The 16982-nt window shown below is 71.8% G+C and carries 10 protein-coding genes; 2 read left to right on the top strand and 8 right to left on the bottom strand.

Translation table 11 applies throughout. From position 1 onward, the window contains the following. Positions 1-207 precede the first annotated feature (207 nt). A complete protein-coding gene (locus tag ACIBI5_RS21905; protein ID WP_397249454.1) occupies positions 208-1137 on the top strand; it encodes a cupin domain-containing protein in 930 nt (309 codons plus the stop codon). A 63-nt stretch (positions 1138-1200) separates the two neighbouring features. Here the strand turns inward: ACIBI5_RS21905 and ACIBI5_RS21900 are convergent, their stop codons facing one another. Further along, a complete protein-coding gene (locus ACIBI5_RS21900) occupies positions 1201-1788 on the bottom strand; it encodes a TetR/AcrR family transcriptional regulator (protein WP_397249452.1) in 588 nt (195 codons plus the stop codon). Between the two features lie 177 nt (positions 1789-1965). Between ACIBI5_RS21900 and ACIBI5_RS21895 the strand changes: the two genes are divergently transcribed. Next, entirely contained in the window at positions 1966-3171 is a 1206-nt protein-coding gene (locus ACIBI5_RS21895; RefSeq protein WP_397249450.1) for a DUF711 family protein, read from the top strand. A 41-nt stretch (positions 3172-3212) separates the two neighbouring features. Here ACIBI5_RS21895 and ACIBI5_RS21890 read toward each other — a convergent pair whose 3' ends face one another. From ACIBI5_RS21890 to ACIBI5_RS21860, 7 genes are all read right to left on the bottom strand, one after another. Beyond that, positions 3213-4685, bottom strand: a complete 1473-nt coding sequence (locus tag ACIBI5_RS21890; RefSeq protein WP_397249448.1) for a DHA2 family efflux MFS transporter permease subunit — start codon at positions 4683-4685, stop codon at positions 3213-3215. A gap of 97 nt (positions 4686-4782) precedes the next feature. Continuing rightward, positions 4783-5817 (bottom strand): zinc-binding dehydrogenase, encoded by a 1035-nt coding sequence (locus ACIBI5_RS21885; RefSeq protein WP_397249446.1) that lies wholly within the window; start codon positions 5815-5817, stop codon positions 4783-4785. Next, positions 5817-7112: a SagB family peptide dehydrogenase gene (locus ACIBI5_RS21880; RefSeq protein WP_397249444.1), complete on the bottom strand. Its 1296-nt coding sequence runs from the start codon at positions 7110-7112 to the stop codon at positions 5817-5819. The genes ACIBI5_RS21885 and ACIBI5_RS21880 overlap by 1 nt, the downstream gene beginning before the upstream one ends. After that, on the bottom strand, positions 7109-7504 hold the full coding sequence (locus tag ACIBI5_RS21875) for a RidA family protein (protein ID WP_397249442.1): 396 nt from the start codon (positions 7502-7504) through the stop codon (positions 7109-7111). Before ACIBI5_RS21875 ends, ACIBI5_RS21880 begins: the two co-directional genes overlap by 4 nt. Further along, positions 7485-8285: an alpha/beta fold hydrolase gene (locus tag ACIBI5_RS21870; protein WP_397249440.1), complete on the bottom strand. Its 801-nt coding sequence runs from the start codon at positions 8283-8285 to the stop codon at positions 7485-7487. Before ACIBI5_RS21870 ends, ACIBI5_RS21875 begins: the two co-directional genes overlap by 20 nt. Next, the gene (locus ACIBI5_RS21865; RefSeq protein WP_397249438.1) at positions 8282-10762 is read right to left on the bottom strand and encodes an AMP-binding protein; all 2481 of its coding nucleotides are present in this window, start codon (positions 10760-10762) and stop codon (positions 8282-8284) included. Before ACIBI5_RS21865 ends, ACIBI5_RS21870 begins: the two co-directional genes overlap by 4 nt. Further along, a complete protein-coding gene (locus ACIBI5_RS21860) occupies positions 10759-16980 on the bottom strand; it encodes an amino acid adenylation domain-containing protein (protein ID WP_397249436.1) in 6222 nt (2073 codons plus the stop codon). The genes ACIBI5_RS21865 and ACIBI5_RS21860 overlap by 4 nt, the downstream gene beginning before the upstream one ends. Between the last annotated feature and the right edge of the window lie 2 nt (positions 16981-16982).

The raw sequence follows: 16982 nt of genomic DNA, 5'->3' as shown, positions 1-16982 counted from the left end.
TCTGGCCGACCTGCTGACCTTCGTGGCCGGCAGCCACGTGCCCGTTTTCCCACGTGCGCCGTCCCGGCGCCCGGGGCGGTCGTCGCGGCATCTCCGCAGTGCCCACCGTCGTTTCGGGCTGCTGAACGTCTCTTTGACTTCGCCCCGCGCACTCTGCTTACATCTATACGGAATCGGATTCCGCATCCTCTTAGCAAAGGACCTTCCATGTCCAAGGACCGCTTTTTTCTGCTGGACGCCGGCGCCTCCCGCCCCACCCGTGTGCCGCTGCCGCCGTGGGCGACGGTCAAAGCGGGTGTCGAGGACACCCAGGGCCGCTTCACCCTCATGGAGAACCGCGGTGGCGGAAGCATCCCCCCGCACGTCCACGACACCTTCGATGAGTTCGTCTACGTCGTGGAGGGCGACCTTGGCCTCGACTACGACGGCACGACCCACCATCTGACCGCCGGCATGTCCTTCCTGGTACCTCGCGGGGTCACTCATGCCATGCGCAATCTCGGCCCCGACGGCTCCGCCGTACACGCGCTGCAACTCTCGGCGCCGGCGGGCTGGGAGCGTTACATGGAAGACATCGCCGAGGCAGGCCTGGGGGGCGACTGGACCAAGGCCAACGAGGTGGGCAAGCCGTACGGCATGCGCTACCACACCGGGGAGGGCGACGCCGACGAGTGGGGCGACAAGGAACGCTTCTTCGTGCTCGACGCCGGTGAGGCGCGGCCGGGCCGGATCGCCGTCCCGCCGGCGTTCTCCGTCAAGGCGCGCACGGCCGACACCGACGGACTGTTCTCCCTGCTGGAGGTCGTCGTGGCGCAGCCGATCCCGCGGCACACCCACCACGTCGCCGATGAATGCGTCTACGTGCTGAACGGCGAGCTGGAGATCGAGTTCGACGGCAGGAGCCACACCGCGGGAGCGGGGCAGTTCGTCCTGCTGCCGCATGGCGTGCCGCACGCGCTGCGTCCCGGCTCCAACCCGCCGCCGAGGGTGATCCAGATTTCCTCTCCCGGGGGCTGGGAGTGTGTGGTGGAGGCCCTGATCGAGCACAGGTCAGAGGTGAGTGTGGCGGGCCGCTTCGACCCGGCCGCCCTCAACCGGTACACACGCCCGTACCACGTGGTCTACGAGGAGAACTAGGGGCTGATACCCGGGCGGCGAGTCATGATCGTGAGGGCGCGGGGCTCGCCCTGGTGCTCGCTGTCAGCGCCGGGAGGGCGTCGCCGGAGCCGGCACGGGCCGCAAGCCGTCGAGGGCGATCCGCACGAATCTCCGCCATTCTCCGCTGCCGGTCCGGATCACCGCGGCCAGCCCACAGACGATCATGTAGACGTCATGGACCGTGGCGTCCTCCCGGACGGATCCCGCCGCCTGCCCCCGCTCGATCAGCGTCGCCGCGAGGCCCTCCAGCGCGATCCTGCTGTCACCGGACGGCTCGGCGGAGCCCATGGCCGACTCGATCGCGCCGGACAGGCCTTGGTCTCTGGCGAGCACCTCACCGATGTGCCCCAGCAGGAAAGCCAGCCCATCGGCTGGATCGGGCGCCGCCAGGCACCGGGTTTCGGCGAAGGCGAGGATCTCCGCGAACCGGTGCTGCGCGGCCGCTTCCACCAGTGCCTTGCGCGTGGGGAAGTGGCGGTAGACGGTGCCGATGCCCACCTCGGCGACCCTGGCCACCTCCGCCATCTGCACCTGGTCGCCGAACTCGGCGAACAGGCTACGCGCCACCGCGAGCACGCGCGCCCGATTCCGCTCGGCATCGGTCCGCGACTTGCCTCGGCTGGATGACACGACCGCAGGCTACCAGCGCTCCTGCGCTGGGCCGTCGTTGCCAGGAGCGGGACGGGGGGCCTTGGGGCGTTCGACGAGGTGCGCGCGGGCGAGAACGGTCGCAGCGGTCGGCGCCCGGGACGTTCCCAGGTTCCGGGCAGAGCCTTGGCGGCGTTCGCTTGATCGCGTGTCGCACAGGTGGTTCATTGGCGAGGTAATCACTCGTCGCCGGTCTTTGGGGTTGTAGCGGTGCGGCTCACTATACGCACGATTACCGTAGGTGTGGCGCAAGAGCACCCCGTGGGGGGCGCGGAGCTGCGGGAGGCGGCCGGCGTCGCGCATCGGCTGGGTGCGCGGTTCGCGGAGTCCGGGTACGAGGTGCAGACCGTCCGGCTGGCCACGCAGCCCGTGTTCGGCCAGGTGCCGGACCTGGCCCCGTACGCCACTCGATTACAGCGCCTGATGGACGACGAGGGCATCGGGCATCTGTCGCTGGGTCCCGCCCAGGCCGCCCGGCCGGACTTCGACCTGAACCGCCTTGCGGAGATCGCCGGCATGCTGGCCGCGTGCGAGGCGTTGAGCTGCACCGTTCAGATCGCGACGAGCGAGCATGGCGCGCGGGTGGCGGCGGCGATGGCGGCGGCGCGGGTTGTCGGTGAGTTGTCGGCCGCGACGCCCAAGGGGGTCGGCAACTTTCGCTTCGCGGTCCTGGCCGAGGTCGGGCCGGGACATCCGTTCTTTCCCGCCGCCTACCATGAGGGGCCCAGCACCTTCAGCCTCGGGCTGCAGTCGGCGGGAGTGGTCGCCGAGGCGCTGCGTGCCATCCCCGGTGAGCCGGATCCCGCGAAGATCACCGAACGGGTCCGTGGAGCGCTCGCCGAGCACGTGCTGCCTGTCGTACGGCTGGCGGAGAAGCTGGCCACCGAGGTGGGCCGGCCGTTCGCCGGGATCGATCTGTCGCCCGCCCCGCACGGTGACACCAGCATCGGCCGGGCGATCGAACACGCCATCGCCGGGCCGTTCGGCGCCCCTGGCACGTTGAGCACGGCTGCCGCGATCACGCAGGCCCTGCGCACGGTCCCGGTCTCCCAGGTCGGCTACTGCGGCCTGATGCTGCCGGTCATGGAGGACACCGTCCTGGCACGCGCCTGGGAGTCGGGCGGGATCGACCTCCACCGGCTGCTGGCCTATTCGGCGGTGTGCGGCACGGGCCTGGACACCGTGCCGCTGCCCGGTGACACGCCGGTGGAGGAGGTGGCCCGGCTTCTGATGGATGTGGCCGCGCTCGCCGTGCGTCTGCGTAAACCGCTGTCGGCCCGGTTGTTCCCCGTGCCGGGCGCGGGGCCGGGGGACCGGACGGACTTCGGCTCGCCGTACCTGGTGGATGTGAGGTTGCCGGGGTAGCGGACAGGGGCGAGCCGGCGGGCTCGCCACCTGCCGGGGCGTCACGCGGTCGGTGTGGCTTCGGCCGCGTTGGCCGGGGTGGAGTGCTCGTGGTCGCCGGGGGCGGTGCCGGGGCGCCCGCCGTGCTTGAGAAACACGGTGGTGATCACCGCGGCCGCGATCAGGAGAGCACTGGCCAGCAGGGCGGTACGCGCTTCGGCCGACAGGGCCGGGCCCGAGGCCGCGACGGTGTCGCCCAGGATGGCGCCGGTGATCGCCGTGGCCACGGCGCTGCCGAGCATTCTCGCCATCTCGATGGTGCCCGAGGCTCCGCCCAGGTCTCGTGGCGGCACCTCGCTCATCGCCACGGTGGTGAGCGGCGCGAAGGTGAACCCGGCGCCGGCTCCGGCCACCAGCAGGGTCACGACGAACACGCCCCACGAGGTGTCAGGGGTGATCAACAGCGCCGTGGCCACCGTGCCGAGGCAGAAGGCGGCGAAGCCGCCGACCAGGATCCAGCGGGGCTGGAAGCGTCGCATCAGGCCCCCGCTGAGCGGGGCGACGAGTGAGGAGGCCAGCCACATGGGCGACAACGCCAGCCCCGCCTCCAGGGCGTTGAGGTGCAGGACCGATTGCAAATAGATGGTCATGGTCAGCTGGGTGCCGAAGATACAGAAATATGTCGCCAGGGAGGCCCATGCCATCAGGCCGTAGTTTCTGTTGTCGAACAGCGCTCGCGGCAGGAGGCCGTCGGTCCGGGACCATTCCCAATAGACGAAGCCACCGAAAACGACCAGTCCGGCGATGAGGACATAGCTGATGTTCACCCCGGAAAAGATCTGCCCCCAGGAAATGCGCGGTCCGGCGATCAGCGCGTAGAGCACGCCGAACATGCTGACCGTCGCGAGCAGCACGGGGAGGAACGCCAGTCGCTGCCGGCCTTCCACACGGGTCTTCGGCACGAAGACGAAGGCGCCGATCAGGCCCAGCGCGCCGATGGGCAGGTTCATGAGGAAGATCCAGCGCCAGTCGAGCGTGAAGGTGATGAGGCCGCCGAGGAAGGGGCCCAGCGCCGCGGCCGAGCCGATGATCGAGGCCAGGACGCCGAAGGCCATCCCCCTGCGCTGGGGAGAGAAGACGGCCGCGGTGATGGCCAGCGCCTGCGGAGCCGCCAGGCCGGCGCCCGCACCCTGGAGCACGCGGCTGGCGATGAGCTGCTCGGGTGTGCTGGACAGGCCGCACAGGAGCGAGGCCACGATGAACAGGGAGAGCCCGGCGATGAACACGGTGCGGTGCCCGAGCAGGTCACCGAGCCTGCCTCCGACGAGCAGCAGCATCGCGTAGAGCAGCAGGTAGCTGTTGACCACCCAGAGGATCTGCCCGGTCTCGGCGTGCAGATCGGACATGATACTGGGAATGGCGACATTTACCACGGTGCTGTCGAGCACGTTCATGAAATAGCCCAGCGCGATGGTGATCAGCGCCAACCACGGGCTGTGCTTGAGCACGGGACCCGTTTGCGGTGGGGAGGTCATGTGATTACTCCTGTCGGGGTCTGGCGTTCAGGTGATTTCACCGTAGACCGGGGGTCTGACAATTTCGGTGAGAAGTGGTAATCACCAAATGTCTCGATCACTGCCTCAAGACGACTTTTCCAAGCTTGTCGGAAGATTCGAGATATGTAAGGGCATCGCGAATTTCCTCCAGCCCGAATTCCCGCGCCACGACAGGGCGCAATCCGGCCCCCGCGGCGGCGACCAGGCCCTCGAACTCGGCCAGGGTGCCCGTGGTCGAGCCCAGGATCTCGAGCTGGCGCACGAACACCCGGGGCAGGTTGAGCGAGACGTTCACCCCGGTCGTGGCCCCGCAGGTGACCACCCGGCCGCCGACGGTCGCCGAGCGCAGGGACTCGTCGAAGGTCGCCGCGCCCACGTGGTCGATCACCACGTCGGCGCCGGCGCCGTCGGTGTGATCGATGACCTTCCTGGAGAACCTCTCGGAGGAGAAGACCCCGGCGGCCCCGAGCACACGGAGCTGCTCGCTCTTGCCGAGGTCGCGCGTCGTGGCCAGGACCCGCGCGCCCAGATGCGCGCCGATCAGCACCGACGCCGTCCCGACGGCGCCGCTGGCCCCCACGACCAGGAGCGTCTCACCCACCGTCAGCCGCCCGCGCGAGGTCAGCATCCGCCACGCGGTGAGGAAGGCCAGCGGCAGCGCGCCGGCCTCGGCCCAGGACAGCACGGCGGGCTTGCGCACGAGGTTGCGCGCGGGAAGCTGCACCACCTCGCAGGCGGTGCCGTCGGAATGCTCGCCGAGGACGGCGAAGCCGCTGCAGTAGATGTGACGGCCCGCCCTGCAGTTCCCGCACATCCAGCAGGCCGCCACCGGGTAGAGCACCACCTCGTCACCCGGCGACCAGTCCGCCGCGCCGCTGGCCACGACCTCTCCGGCGCCGTCGGCGGCGATGACGCGCGGCGTGCGCACACGCTGGGTCCCGGTCACCGTCCAGAGGTCGAGGTGGTTCAGGCCGGAGGCGTGCAGCCGTACGTTCACCTTGCCCGGCGGAGGGTCGGGCACCGAACGTCTGTGCAGGCGGATGCCCTCAGGGCCCCGCGGTTCCTCCAGTACGGCACAGCGTCCGTGGCTGGTCACCATGGCGGTCGACATCAAACTCCTCCTCCATTGGCTCGGCCCGGCCTGCTCCCGAGCACGAGTTCGCCCACGCTGGCCTCGGCCAGCGGATCCAGGCCGGTGGCGGCGGCGAAGGCCGTCGCGTCGCCGTCGCCCAAGGCGCAGACCGCCAGCCCCATCGCGGTCGCCACGGTGTAGATGAGCTGCTGGACCACGCCGACGTGCTTGAGAATCAGGGCATATGACATGCCCCGGTAGGTACGCATGAGCCTGCCGAAGCGGGCTGTGATGACCAGCAGCACCTGCGGCCGGCGCTCGGTCCCCGCGATGAGAGCGGCGTGCGCGAGCAGGTCGCCGACGCGGTCGCTCACGGGCCTGAGCCGGTGCTCCTGCGGGTCGTAGTGGTACAGGCCGGGATCGAGACCCGCGACGTTGCGCACCACGGGATAGATCTCCAGCTCGTAGGCCGAGCCGCCCGAGGGGTAGGGCCGGCTCAGGAACTCGGATCCCTCGCGCTCGACGAGCCAGCGGTTGCGCGCGCAGCGGTACAGGAGGTGCCCGAGCTGAAGGACGGTGAGCGGGCTGGCCTCGTCGTGGTCGCGGACGGTCCGCCGTTTCTCCAGGACGGCCGTGACCGTCTGGTCGGATCGCCGCAGTTCGGCCAGGTCCGGTTTGGCCAGGGCGATGCCCTCGCCCCGGAAGCGCTCGTGGCGCGCGGGAAGCTCGGCGAAGCGGTCCTTTCCCCAGGAGGAACGGCCGAAGCCGGCGCTCCTGTGCGCGCCCGGGATGCGCGTCTGCTGGTGGAAGGCCAGCTCGTGTGGTGTCCACTGGGCCGTCGTGAGCTGCGCCGACTCCGCCTCGTCGGAGGTCATCCCCGCCCAGTCGAGGTAGCGGCCCAGCTCCTCCTCCCCGGCGAGCAGGGCGGCCAGGTCCTCCGGCCCCGCCACACGCACCGAGCACCAGGCCCTGGCCGACTCCAGCGCGTACTCGGGGCCGGTCCGGCGGAGCACGACCAGCTCCGACAGCGGGCGGCCGGATCCGCCGCCCGGAGGCCGGGGAGGCGGGCAGGACTGGGGGTGCAGCGTCAGGACGGGCCCGCCGTCCCTGCTCACGACGAGCGACAGCCAGCCCTGGCGCCACAGGTGCGTGACCGGGCCGTCGTCGTCGAACGGCATGCCCGCGGTGGCCAGCGCTTCGAGCGTCGAGGGGTCCGTGGCCGGCCCGACGTGGTGGCGGAGCGCTCCCGACCGGGAGGCCAGGCGGTATCCGCCTTCTCCCGTGCGCTCAAGGACCACGTCGGGACGGAGCACGACCGCTTCACTGAGGTTCATGCCAGCGCGGTGACTTCCAGCTCGATCAGGAGCCCGGGGAAGGCCAGGCCGGACACCTGGAGCATGGTTCCGGGCGGGGCGATGCCCGCCGCCTCGAGACGCCCGCCCATCACGCCCACATGCTGGAGGAACTGCTCCACGTCCGTGGTGTACATGTTCAGCCGGACCACGTCGGACAGCCGCATCCCCGCCTCGTGCAGGATGGTCTCCACGTTGTCCAGGCAGAGCGCGATCTGGGCGGCCATGTCGCCGGCGTGGACGACCTCGCCGTTCTCGTCCAGCGACGTCTGACCCGCGCACACGAGCATGCGGCTGTGTCCCTCGACCAGCTCGGCCTGGTGAAAGCCGAACTTGATGTTCCATTCCCAGGGGTTAACGGCTGTGCGCTTCATGTGAGGATCTCCCTGCAAAGGTGTCGATGGCGTCCGCCAGGAGGGCGGGCGCCCCTTCCATGGCCCGGTGCGCCTGGCCGGGCAGTACCTCGCTCGACGCGTACGGCAGGAGGCTCTCGACGAGCCCCGCGGCGTCGCGCAGTCCTTGCGCGCTCCGCTCGCCCGTGAGCAGCAGCGTGGGCACCGTCAGCGCGGCCAGCCGCTCGCGGTCGAGCGCGTATTGGTGGGTGGCGTCGATCTCGCGGGCGATGGTGTCGGCGACGGCGGCCCGCCCGGCGAAGCCGGGGACGCGCCTGAGCAGCTTGACGAGCCCGGGGTCCAGCCCGGTCACCTCGACCAGGAAGAGGCAGAGCGCCTCCTCCAGGCGGGCTTGGACGCACAGCTCGCCGATCCTGGCCGACACGTCGGAGTAGTCGCCGGTCCCGGCGACGGGGATGGGCGGCTCGTAGAGAACCAGGCGCTTCAGCGAGGACGGCTCGCGTGCGGCCGCCTCCAGCGCGCAGATCGCGCCGAACGAGTGCCCGACGAGCGTCGCGGGACCGATGCGATCGAGCACGGCCACGATGTCGTCGGCCTCCGCGGCGATGGTGTGCCCGGCCGTGTCGCCGCTGCCGCCGCGGCCCCGCCGGTCCATGGCGTGGACGTGGTAGCGGCCCGCCAGCAGCGGCACCACCTGGCGCCAGCAACCCTGGTCGTCACCCGTTCCGTGCACCAGCAGGATCGCGGGTCCCGAACCGGTGCGCGTGACGTCGATCGAGATCCGCTGGGAGACGACTCTCATGGCACCTTCTCCGTCTCCGCCTCCAGCGCCTCGCTCAGCAGCCCGAGCAGGCGCTCGTGCTGAGAGGCGATGAAGAAGTGCCCGCCGTTCAGGACCTGCATCTGGAACGGCCCCGCGGTCTGCTCGCCCCAGCCCAGGACATCCTCGATGGGCGCCTCGTCGTCGTGGCTGCCGGCGAAGGCGGTGACGGGGCAGGCCAGCGGCTCGTCGGCCGCGTACTGGTAGGTCTCGTGCATGGCGAAGTCGGCGCGCAGGGCCGGGAGCAGCAGCGGGCGGAGACGTTCGTCGTCGACCAGGCTCTGGTCCGTGCCGCCCAGGGCGCCGACGTGCGCGAGAAGGGCGTCGTCGGGCAGCAGGTGCGCACGGGCGGTGACCGGCGTCTGCGGAGCCGCGGAGCCGGAGACCAGCAGTCCCGCCGGTTCCGGGTGGGCGTTCCTGCGCAGCCATCGCGCCGTCTCGAACGCCACGATCGCGCCCAGGCTGTGGCCGAACAGGTAGGTACGCGGGTGCGGGTCGGCCGCCAGCTTCGGACCGAGCCCGCCCACCAGCTCGGCCACCCACTCCAGCGGACGCTCGTCGAGTCGTGGCCCCCGGCCGGGCGGCAGCACGCACACCAACTCGACATGGGCGGGCAGGAGGTCGCCCCAGGAGGCGTAGGCGCTGAGGCCGCCGCCGGCGAAGGGGAAGCACACCAGCCGGACCAGCGGCTGTTCCGGCCCGCTCAGCCGTACCAGCACGTTGCCGGGCTGCGTGGCCGCGGAGACCAGGCCGGACAGCGCGCGCAGCGTGGGCCGCTCGTAGAACGCCGTGAGGTCGATCTTGACGCCGCGCCGCTCCTCGATCTCCAGCACCATGCGCGCCGCCAGGAGGGAGTGGCCGCCCAGCTCGAAGAAGTCGTCGTCGATCCCGACGCCTTCGCGTTCCAGCAGCTCACACCAGATGCCGGCGAGCTCGCCCTCTCCTTCCGCGTCCGGCGCGGGCGAAGAGGAGGAGGTACGGCGCGGCGCCGGCAAGGCAGCGCGATCCACCTTGCCGGTGACGGTGCGGGGCAGCCGGTCGAGCAGCACGAACTCAGCGGGCAGGTGGGCACGCGGCAGCCGTACGGCAAGAGCCTTGTGCAGAGCCGCTACGGCGGCGCCGTCGACCCCCGCGAGGTAGGCGACCACGCGCGAGTCGTCGCCGATCGCCACCACGGCCGCCTCGCCGGCGCCGGCCTGTGCGGCGACCACGGCCTCCACCTCGTCGAGGTTGACGGCCTGGCCGCGGACCTTGACCTGCCGGTCGACCCGCCCCACCAGGACCAGCTCGCCGTCGGCGTCGATCCTGCCCAGGTCGCCCGTGCGGTACATGCGGGCTCCGGGCACGCCGGCGAACGGGTCGGGCAGAAAACTGCTCGCGGTCAGCGCCGGTTCGGCGAGATATCCTCGCGCCAGCCGCCGCCCGCCGACGTGGACGACGCCGGCTTCCCCGTCGGGCAGCCGTTCGCCCGACGCGTCCAGTACGTAGACGGAGGCGCCGCCCAGCGGGCGCCCCACCGACTCGCCGCGGCCCAGCCGCCCGGTGATGTGCGTGGTCTCGGTGGAGCCGTAGGTGATCGCGATCGTGAAGGGCGGGTCGGTGGCGGTGCCGAGCCGGAACCGCTCGCCCGTGGTGAGCAGCAGCCTCAGCGGGCAGTCCGCGGGCCAATCGAGCTCGCACAGGGGCACGGCCAGGGTCGCGACCAGGTGGATCACCGTGATCCGTTCCTGGAGGATCCAGTCCCGCAGCCGCTGCGGCGACAGCAGCGTCCCGGCGTCCGGGATGACCACCGTGGCGCCCGTCCCCAGCGCCGGCCACAACTCGTTGACCAGCGACACCCCGAACCCGGGTGAGGAGCACCAGGCCACCCGGTCGTCACGGGTGAAGCCGAACTCCTCCCGGGCCAGCGCCACGCACTCGCCGACGGTCTCGTGCCTGCTCACCACCGCCTTGGGGGTGGTGACCGAACCGGAGGTATAGACGACGTGCGCGGCGCTGTCCGGGGTGAGGTGGACGTCCGCGAGGTCGTCGGCGGGCAGGCCGGCGATGATGTGCCGGTCGGCGTCCAGCCTGACGGCGCGCACGCCGAGCTCCTCCACGGCGGGCAGGAGCTGGGCGGCGAGGTCGCAGCCCACCGTCGAGGTGATCAGCACGCGGACGCCGCAGGCGCGGATCTGGGCCAGGGTGCGCTCCAGCGGCGCCGCGGGGTCGAGCAGGACGGGCGCGGCCCCCGCCTTCACGATGGCGAGCGCGGACACCACCGCGTCGGGGGAGCGGGACAGGCAGGTGCCCACGGGTTCGTCCGCGGCCACGCCCAGGCTTCTCAGCAGGCGGGCCACCTGGTTGGCGCGCGCGTTGAGCTGACCGTAGGTCAGCACCGCCGAGCCGGACACCACGGCGGGCTCGCCGGGGCTCCGCCGTACCTGCTCCTGGATCAGGGAGTGCACAGAGCTGGTCACGCCGACTCTCCTCTCATGTCCACCACGACGGGACCCGCGGCCAGCGCCGCGCGAATGGTCGGATTCTGGAAGAAGCCCTCGACGGAGATGTCGAAGCCCGCTTCGGCGGCCTCGTTGATGAAGGCGATCGCCCGTAGCGAGTCGCCGCCCGAGGCGAAGAAGTCCTCCTCCGGGCCGAAGGCGTCGACTCCGATGATCTCCGCCGCGATGCCGAGCAGGATCGCCTCGGCGGGCGAGGCGGCCTGCGTGCCGCCGGAGTTCTTGCGCTCCGGCGCGCCCAGCGCGGCCAGGGCGGGCCTGTCCACCTTTCCGTTGGCGGTCAGGGGCAGCTCGGCGAGGATGTTGTAGTGCGTGGGCACGACGTCGCGCACGAGCTTGCCGGACAGGAACTCCCTGAGCTCGGCGGGCTCCGGCGCGGCGCCGGGCTCCGGCACCACGTGCGCGATCAGCCGCTTGGCCGTGCGCTCGCCCACGGCCACCACGCAGCAGGCCGCGACCCGCGGGCAGGCGGCCAGGGCCGCCTCGATCTCGCCCAGCTCGATGCGGTGGCCGAGGATCTTCACCTGGAAGTCCTCGCGCCCGAGCAGTTCCAGGTCGCCCGAGGGCCGGTAGCGGCCCAGGTCACCGGTGCGGTAGAGGCGCTCGCCCGTTCCGGGGTGGGTGATGAAGCGCTCGGCGGTCAGCTCCGGCTTGCCCCAGTAGCCGCGGGCCAGCCCGTCGCCGGCGATGAACAGCGAGCCGGTGACCCAGTCGGGGCACGGCCGCAGTTCGTCGTCCAGGACGTGCCAGCGCTGGTTACGCAGCGGCCTGCCGTACGGCACGCTGGGCCAGTCCTCCTGGGTGGGCCCGACCTCGTGCGCGATGGACCAGATGGCGGCCTCCGTGGCGCCGCCCAGGCTGATCAGCCGGGTGCCGGGGGAGACCTCGGTCAGGTGCTCGTAGGTGGTCAGGGGGATCCAGTCGCCGCTGAGCATGACCGTGCCCAGGCTCGGCGCCACGCGCTCGCCGCGTCCGCGCAGGTAGTCGGCGAGGATCTGCCACAGGGCGGGCACCGAGTTCCAGACGGTGACGCGTTCGCCCTCGACCAGGTCGGCCCAGGCGCGCGGGTCGGGGCCGGCCGAGACCGGCGGGATGACCAGGGCGCCGCCCTCGGCCAGCACGCCGAAGACGTCCCAGACCGACAGGTCGAAGCTGAGCGAGGACAGCGCGAGGACGCGGTCGCCGGCGCTCAGGCCGATCCTGTCGTTGATGTCGGCGATGGTGTTCCACGCCGCCCGGTGCTCGACGGTCACGCCCTTCGGTTCGCCGGTCGAGCCCGAGGTGTAGATGACGTAGGCCATCGAGTCCGGGCGGGCCGGACAGGGGGGCGCATCCCTGGGCGGCAGCGCGTGCGGGGAGCCGGGCACCGCGATCACCCTGGCCGTCGTCTCGACGGCCAGGTCGTGCTGGGTGAGCATGATGTCCGCACGGCCGTCGCCGAGCAGGTACGCGATGCGCTCGGCCGGGAGGTCGGGATCGACGGGCAGGTAGGCGGCGCCGGCGCGCAGCACGCCGAGCACGGCGGCGACCTGCTCCCAGCCCTTGCGCATGACGACCGCGACCGGCTTGTCCGGCCCGGCTCCCGCCTCGGCGAGGTGGGCGGCCAGCGTCGCCGACACCTCGGCGAGCTGCCCATAGGTGATCACCACCTGCTTGTCGATGACCGCGGGCGCGTCGGGCGTCCGCCCGGCCTGGCGCAGGAACGGCGCGTGGAGCAGTTCCGGTGTGACCGGCGACGCGGTGGAGTTCACGCCGGCCCGGCGCGCCGAAGCGGCTTGCGGCAGCCCGACGGGGTTCGGCTCGTCCCACGTGCCGGGGGAGTTGGCGAGGTCACGCAGCAGCCGGCCGTAGGCGTCGGCCATCTCGCCGACCAGCCCCTCGGGGAACAGCTCGGCCACCGCGTCCCAGCAGTATTCGAGCCCGCCGTCGACCTCCATCACCTGGTGGTCGAGCGCCACCTGGGGCGTCTGGGTGACGCCGAAGACGTAGCGGCCGAGGTTCCCCCAGTCCATGCGGGGCACGCCGACCAGGCTGGAGAACACGACCGGCATCGCCGCCCGCGGCGCGCCGCCCTGCCGCCTGCCGAGCTCCCGCAGCACCTGCACGCTGCCGACATGCCGGTGCTCCAGATCCTGCCAAAGCTGTTCCTGCACGTCGTAGGCGCGGTGGGCGAAGGTCGCGCCGCGGTGGTCGACCGCGTGCAGCAGGCCGGAGGTGAAGTCGCCGAGCAGGTCGTTCAGCTGCGGGTGCAGCGGCGGCCTGTTGAACAGGGTCATGTTGACGGTGAAGCGCGGGCCCGCGCTCCAGGTCGCCAGGATCTCCGTGAACGCCGCGAGCAGCAGCGCCGACGGGGTGATCCCGGCCCCGGCGGCGGCGTTGCGCAGCCGTACCCACAGGTCGGGTTCGATGCGCGCCGTGTGCCGGACGAACCTGGGGTGCTCGACCGAGCCGAGGCTGCGCAGGTACGGCAGCTCCGGCGCGGGCGGAAGCTCGGCCAGCCTGCCGCGCCAGTAGTCCTGGGCGGCCAGATACAGCGGGGAGCTCTCGTGCGCGGCGCGCTCGGCCAGCACGTAGTCGCGAAAGGACAGCTCGATCGGCGGCAGCGGCGCGTCGGGGTCCTGGTAGAGGCGCGACAGCTCCTGGGTGAAGATGCGCGCGCTCCTGGCGTCGAAGATCAGCAGGTCGAAGCTGATGTGCACGCGGGAGACGACCTCGTCGACGCGCGTCACGCGCACCCCGAACAGCGGCCACCGGTCGGCCGCCAGCACCTCGTGCGAGAGCCGCTCACGGATCTCGCCCAGCCTGGCCGCGCGTTCCGTGGCGTCGAGCCGCCGCAGATCGGCCCGCTCGATCCGGTACGGCGGAGCCTCCGGCAGCACCCGCTGCCGGCCGTCGCCCGTGACCACCGCGCGCAGCATGTCATGCCTGCGCACGAGCCGGTCGAGGGCGGCGCCCAGCCGGTCGACGTCGAGGTCGGCCACGTCCCACTCCTGGTAGCCGTGGCAGCCGACGTCGCCCAGTTCCATGCCGGTCATGCGGCCGATCCAATAGGCGTGCTGGATGTCGGTGAGCGGGAAGGGCTCGAACCGCGCCGCGGAGTCGGTATGGATCACCGGCAGCGCGGCCTTGTCGACGGTCCGGCCGCCGTCGCCGTCGCGCTCCCTGTCGATCGCCCGGCACAGCTCCCTGACGGTCGGCGCCTCGAACAGCACGGACAGCGCGAGTTCGACGCCGAAGCCGATGCCGATCGCGGCGATCAGCTCCATCCCGGTCAGTGAGTCGCCGCCGAGCTCGAAGTAGTTGTCGTTGGCGCCGACGCGCTCACAGCGCAGCACCGAGGCCCAGATGTCGGCCAGGTCCCGCTCCGCCTCGGTCGCGGGCTCGTCGTAGGCGGCCGATCGGCTGGCCCGGTCGGGCGCGGGCAGGCGGCGCTGGTCGAGCTTGCCGTTGGGGAGCGTGGGCAGCGAGTCGACGATCTCACAGGCCCCGGGCACCATGTACGCGGGCAGCTGCTCGCGCAGAAGGTCCAGGAGGTCGGTCTTGTACACGCGGCGGTTGACCTCGGGCACCACGTAGGCGACCAGACGTCTCTCGCCGGGCTCGTCCTCGCGGACGACCACCGCGGCGTGCCGTACCGCCGGATGTTCGAGCAGGCGCGCGGCCACCTCGCCGGGCTCGACCCGGTAGCCGTTGAGGCTGATCTGGTCGTCCACCCGGCCGAGGATCTCGATCGACCCGTCGGACGCCATGCGCCCGATGTCGCCGGTGGCGACCATGCGGGCTCCGTCGCGTCCGGCGAAGGGGTCGGGCAGCCACTTGCGCGCGGTCAGGTCGGGCCTGTTGACGTACCCGCTCTGGAGCAGGTCGCCGCCCACGTGGATCTCGCCCGGCACGCCCATGGGGACGAACTGCAGGTTGGCGTCGAGCACGTAAACGCGCGCGCCCGGCACCGGCAGCCCGATCGGCGAGGAGATCGAGCGCCGCTGCTCCCCGGTGACGTGCCGGGTGGTGATGCGGATGCCGGCCGACTCGTTCAGGCAGGTCGTGGCATTCGTCGTCTCGGTCGAGCCGTAGATGGTGGCCACCTCGAACGGCGCGTCGGCCGACAGCCAGCCGGTCCGCTCACCGGACACCAGCAGCGCGCGCAGCGCCACCTCCTCCGGCCAGTCGACGGCGCACAGCCGCTCGGCCAGCGCCTTGGTCACCAGCGAGACCGTGATCCCGCATTCCACCAGCCAGTCCCGCAGCCGGAACGGCGTGCTGACGGTCCGCTCGCCGGCGATGTGCACGGCCGCGCCCGCGCTCAGGAAGGGCCACAACTCGTTGACGAAGGAGATCCCGAAGCCCGGCGCCGAGATCCACGTGCCCCGGTCGTCCGGGCCCAGCCGGTAGCACTCCCGCGTCCCCTGCGCGCCGCCGGCCACCGCGGAGTGGTTGAACGCCACCCCGCGCGGCTCGCCCGTCGAGCCGGAGGTGTAGGCGATCTGGCAGAGCGACAGCGGATGCGCCCATTCGACGGGATCGGCGGAGGACGAGCGGCTCAGCAGTTCTCTGTCGCGGTCCAGGCACAGGATGTGACCGGCGTACGTGCCGGGCAGCTTGCCGAGCTGCTCCTCGGCGGTGAGCACGGCCGGCGGCCCGGAGTCGTCGAGCATCGCCGCCAGCCGCCGCGCGGGCTGCGCGGGATCCAGCAGTACGGCGCAGCCGCCCGCTTTGGTCACGCCGAGCACCGCCACGACCATCTCGGCCGATCGCTGCAGGCACACCGCCACCGGGGTCTGGCTTCTGACGCCGAGGTCACGCAGGTGGTGGGCGATCCGGTTGGCCTGGTCGTTGAGGTCGGCGAAGGTCAGCCGCGCGGTCTCGGAGATCAGCGCGGGCGCGTCCGGCCTGCGCGCCGCCTGCCCGGCGATGAGCTGATGCACCAGCGCCGGGCTGCCGGCGGGGCCGCCGTCCTGGTGGCGGGCGATGAGCGACTTCTCCGCGTCGGTGAGGATCCTCCGGCGGGAGATCGGCTCGCCGGGGCCGTCGGCGAGGCTCTCCAGCAGCGCGGCGAAGTGGCCGGCGAAGCGCTTCACGGTCTCGGTGGTGAACAGGTCCGCGTCGTAGTCGAAGGACAGCGCCGCGCCGTGCTCGTGCAGCCTGGCCGACAGCGACAGGTCGAAGAGGGCCAGGCCCGCGTCGACCTCGACCGCGTCGCGCCGTTGCCGCCACGAGGTGTAGGAGAGCTGGCACACGGGGCGGCGGCTGGGGTCGTGCTCGCGTTCCAGCCGGTCGATCACGGCCTCGAACGGCACCGCGCCGTGGGCACGTGCCTCTCGGACGGCGTCGCGGACCCGATGCAGCACGGTGGTGAAGCCGGGGTCGCCGGACAGGTCGATGAGCACGGGCAGCGGGTTCAGCGCCCCCTCGACGGTCACCGTCTCGTCCTGGACGGCGACGACGACCTGCTCGGCTCCGGTGTAGCGATGCGCGAGCACCGCGAAGGCCGCCAGGAGGGAGACCTCGCCGCCGGCCCGGTCGAGCAGGCCGGCGCCGACCTCGGCGCCGACCCTGCCGCCCCGGTAGCTCAGCATCGGCGGTCGCAGCCGGTCGGTGGGCAGCTCCACGCCGGCCGGCGCGCCGGCGAGCCTGCGCGTCGCCGCGTCCACGGCGTCGGCCGCGTCTCTGGCGAGCACCAGTTCCACGGGTGGCGCGATCGTGCCGCCGGCGTAGAAGGTGAGCAGTTCGTCGAGCAGGCCGCGGACACGAGCGCCGTCGGCGATCAACTGGTGGGTGACCAGCAGGATCACATGTCTGTCATCGGGCAGCGAAAGCACCCGCACGCGCCACAGCGGACCGCCGGCGGCGTCGAAGGGGATCCTGGTCGCCTGCGCGGCCCACTGCCGGACGGCCGGCTCCTCACCCTGCTCCACGACCAAAGAAGGAGACGTGTGGTCGCTCGGCACCGTGCGGACGGTGCCCTCGGCGGCCACGAAGCAGGATCTGAGCTCGGCGTGCCGCAGCCAGAGCTGAGTGATCGCCGTGCGCAGCCGGTCGACCATCAAGGGGCCGTCGAGGACCAGCGCGTCGCCCGCGGTGAAGGAGGCGACGCCATCGTGAAGGTGCTGCAGATACCACAAACGGGATTGCCGGGCCGTTGCCCGGATACCAACCTCAGGGAGCGTAGCCAGACTCATAG

The sequence above is a fragment of the Nonomuraea sp. NPDC050540 genome (assembly GCF_044457485.1).
Lineage (GTDB): Bacteria > Actinomycetota > Actinomycetes > Streptosporangiales > Streptosporangiaceae > Nonomuraea.
The sequence above is the reverse complement of the archived record's forward strand: the minus strand, read 5'-3'. Positions and strand labels throughout refer to the sequence as shown.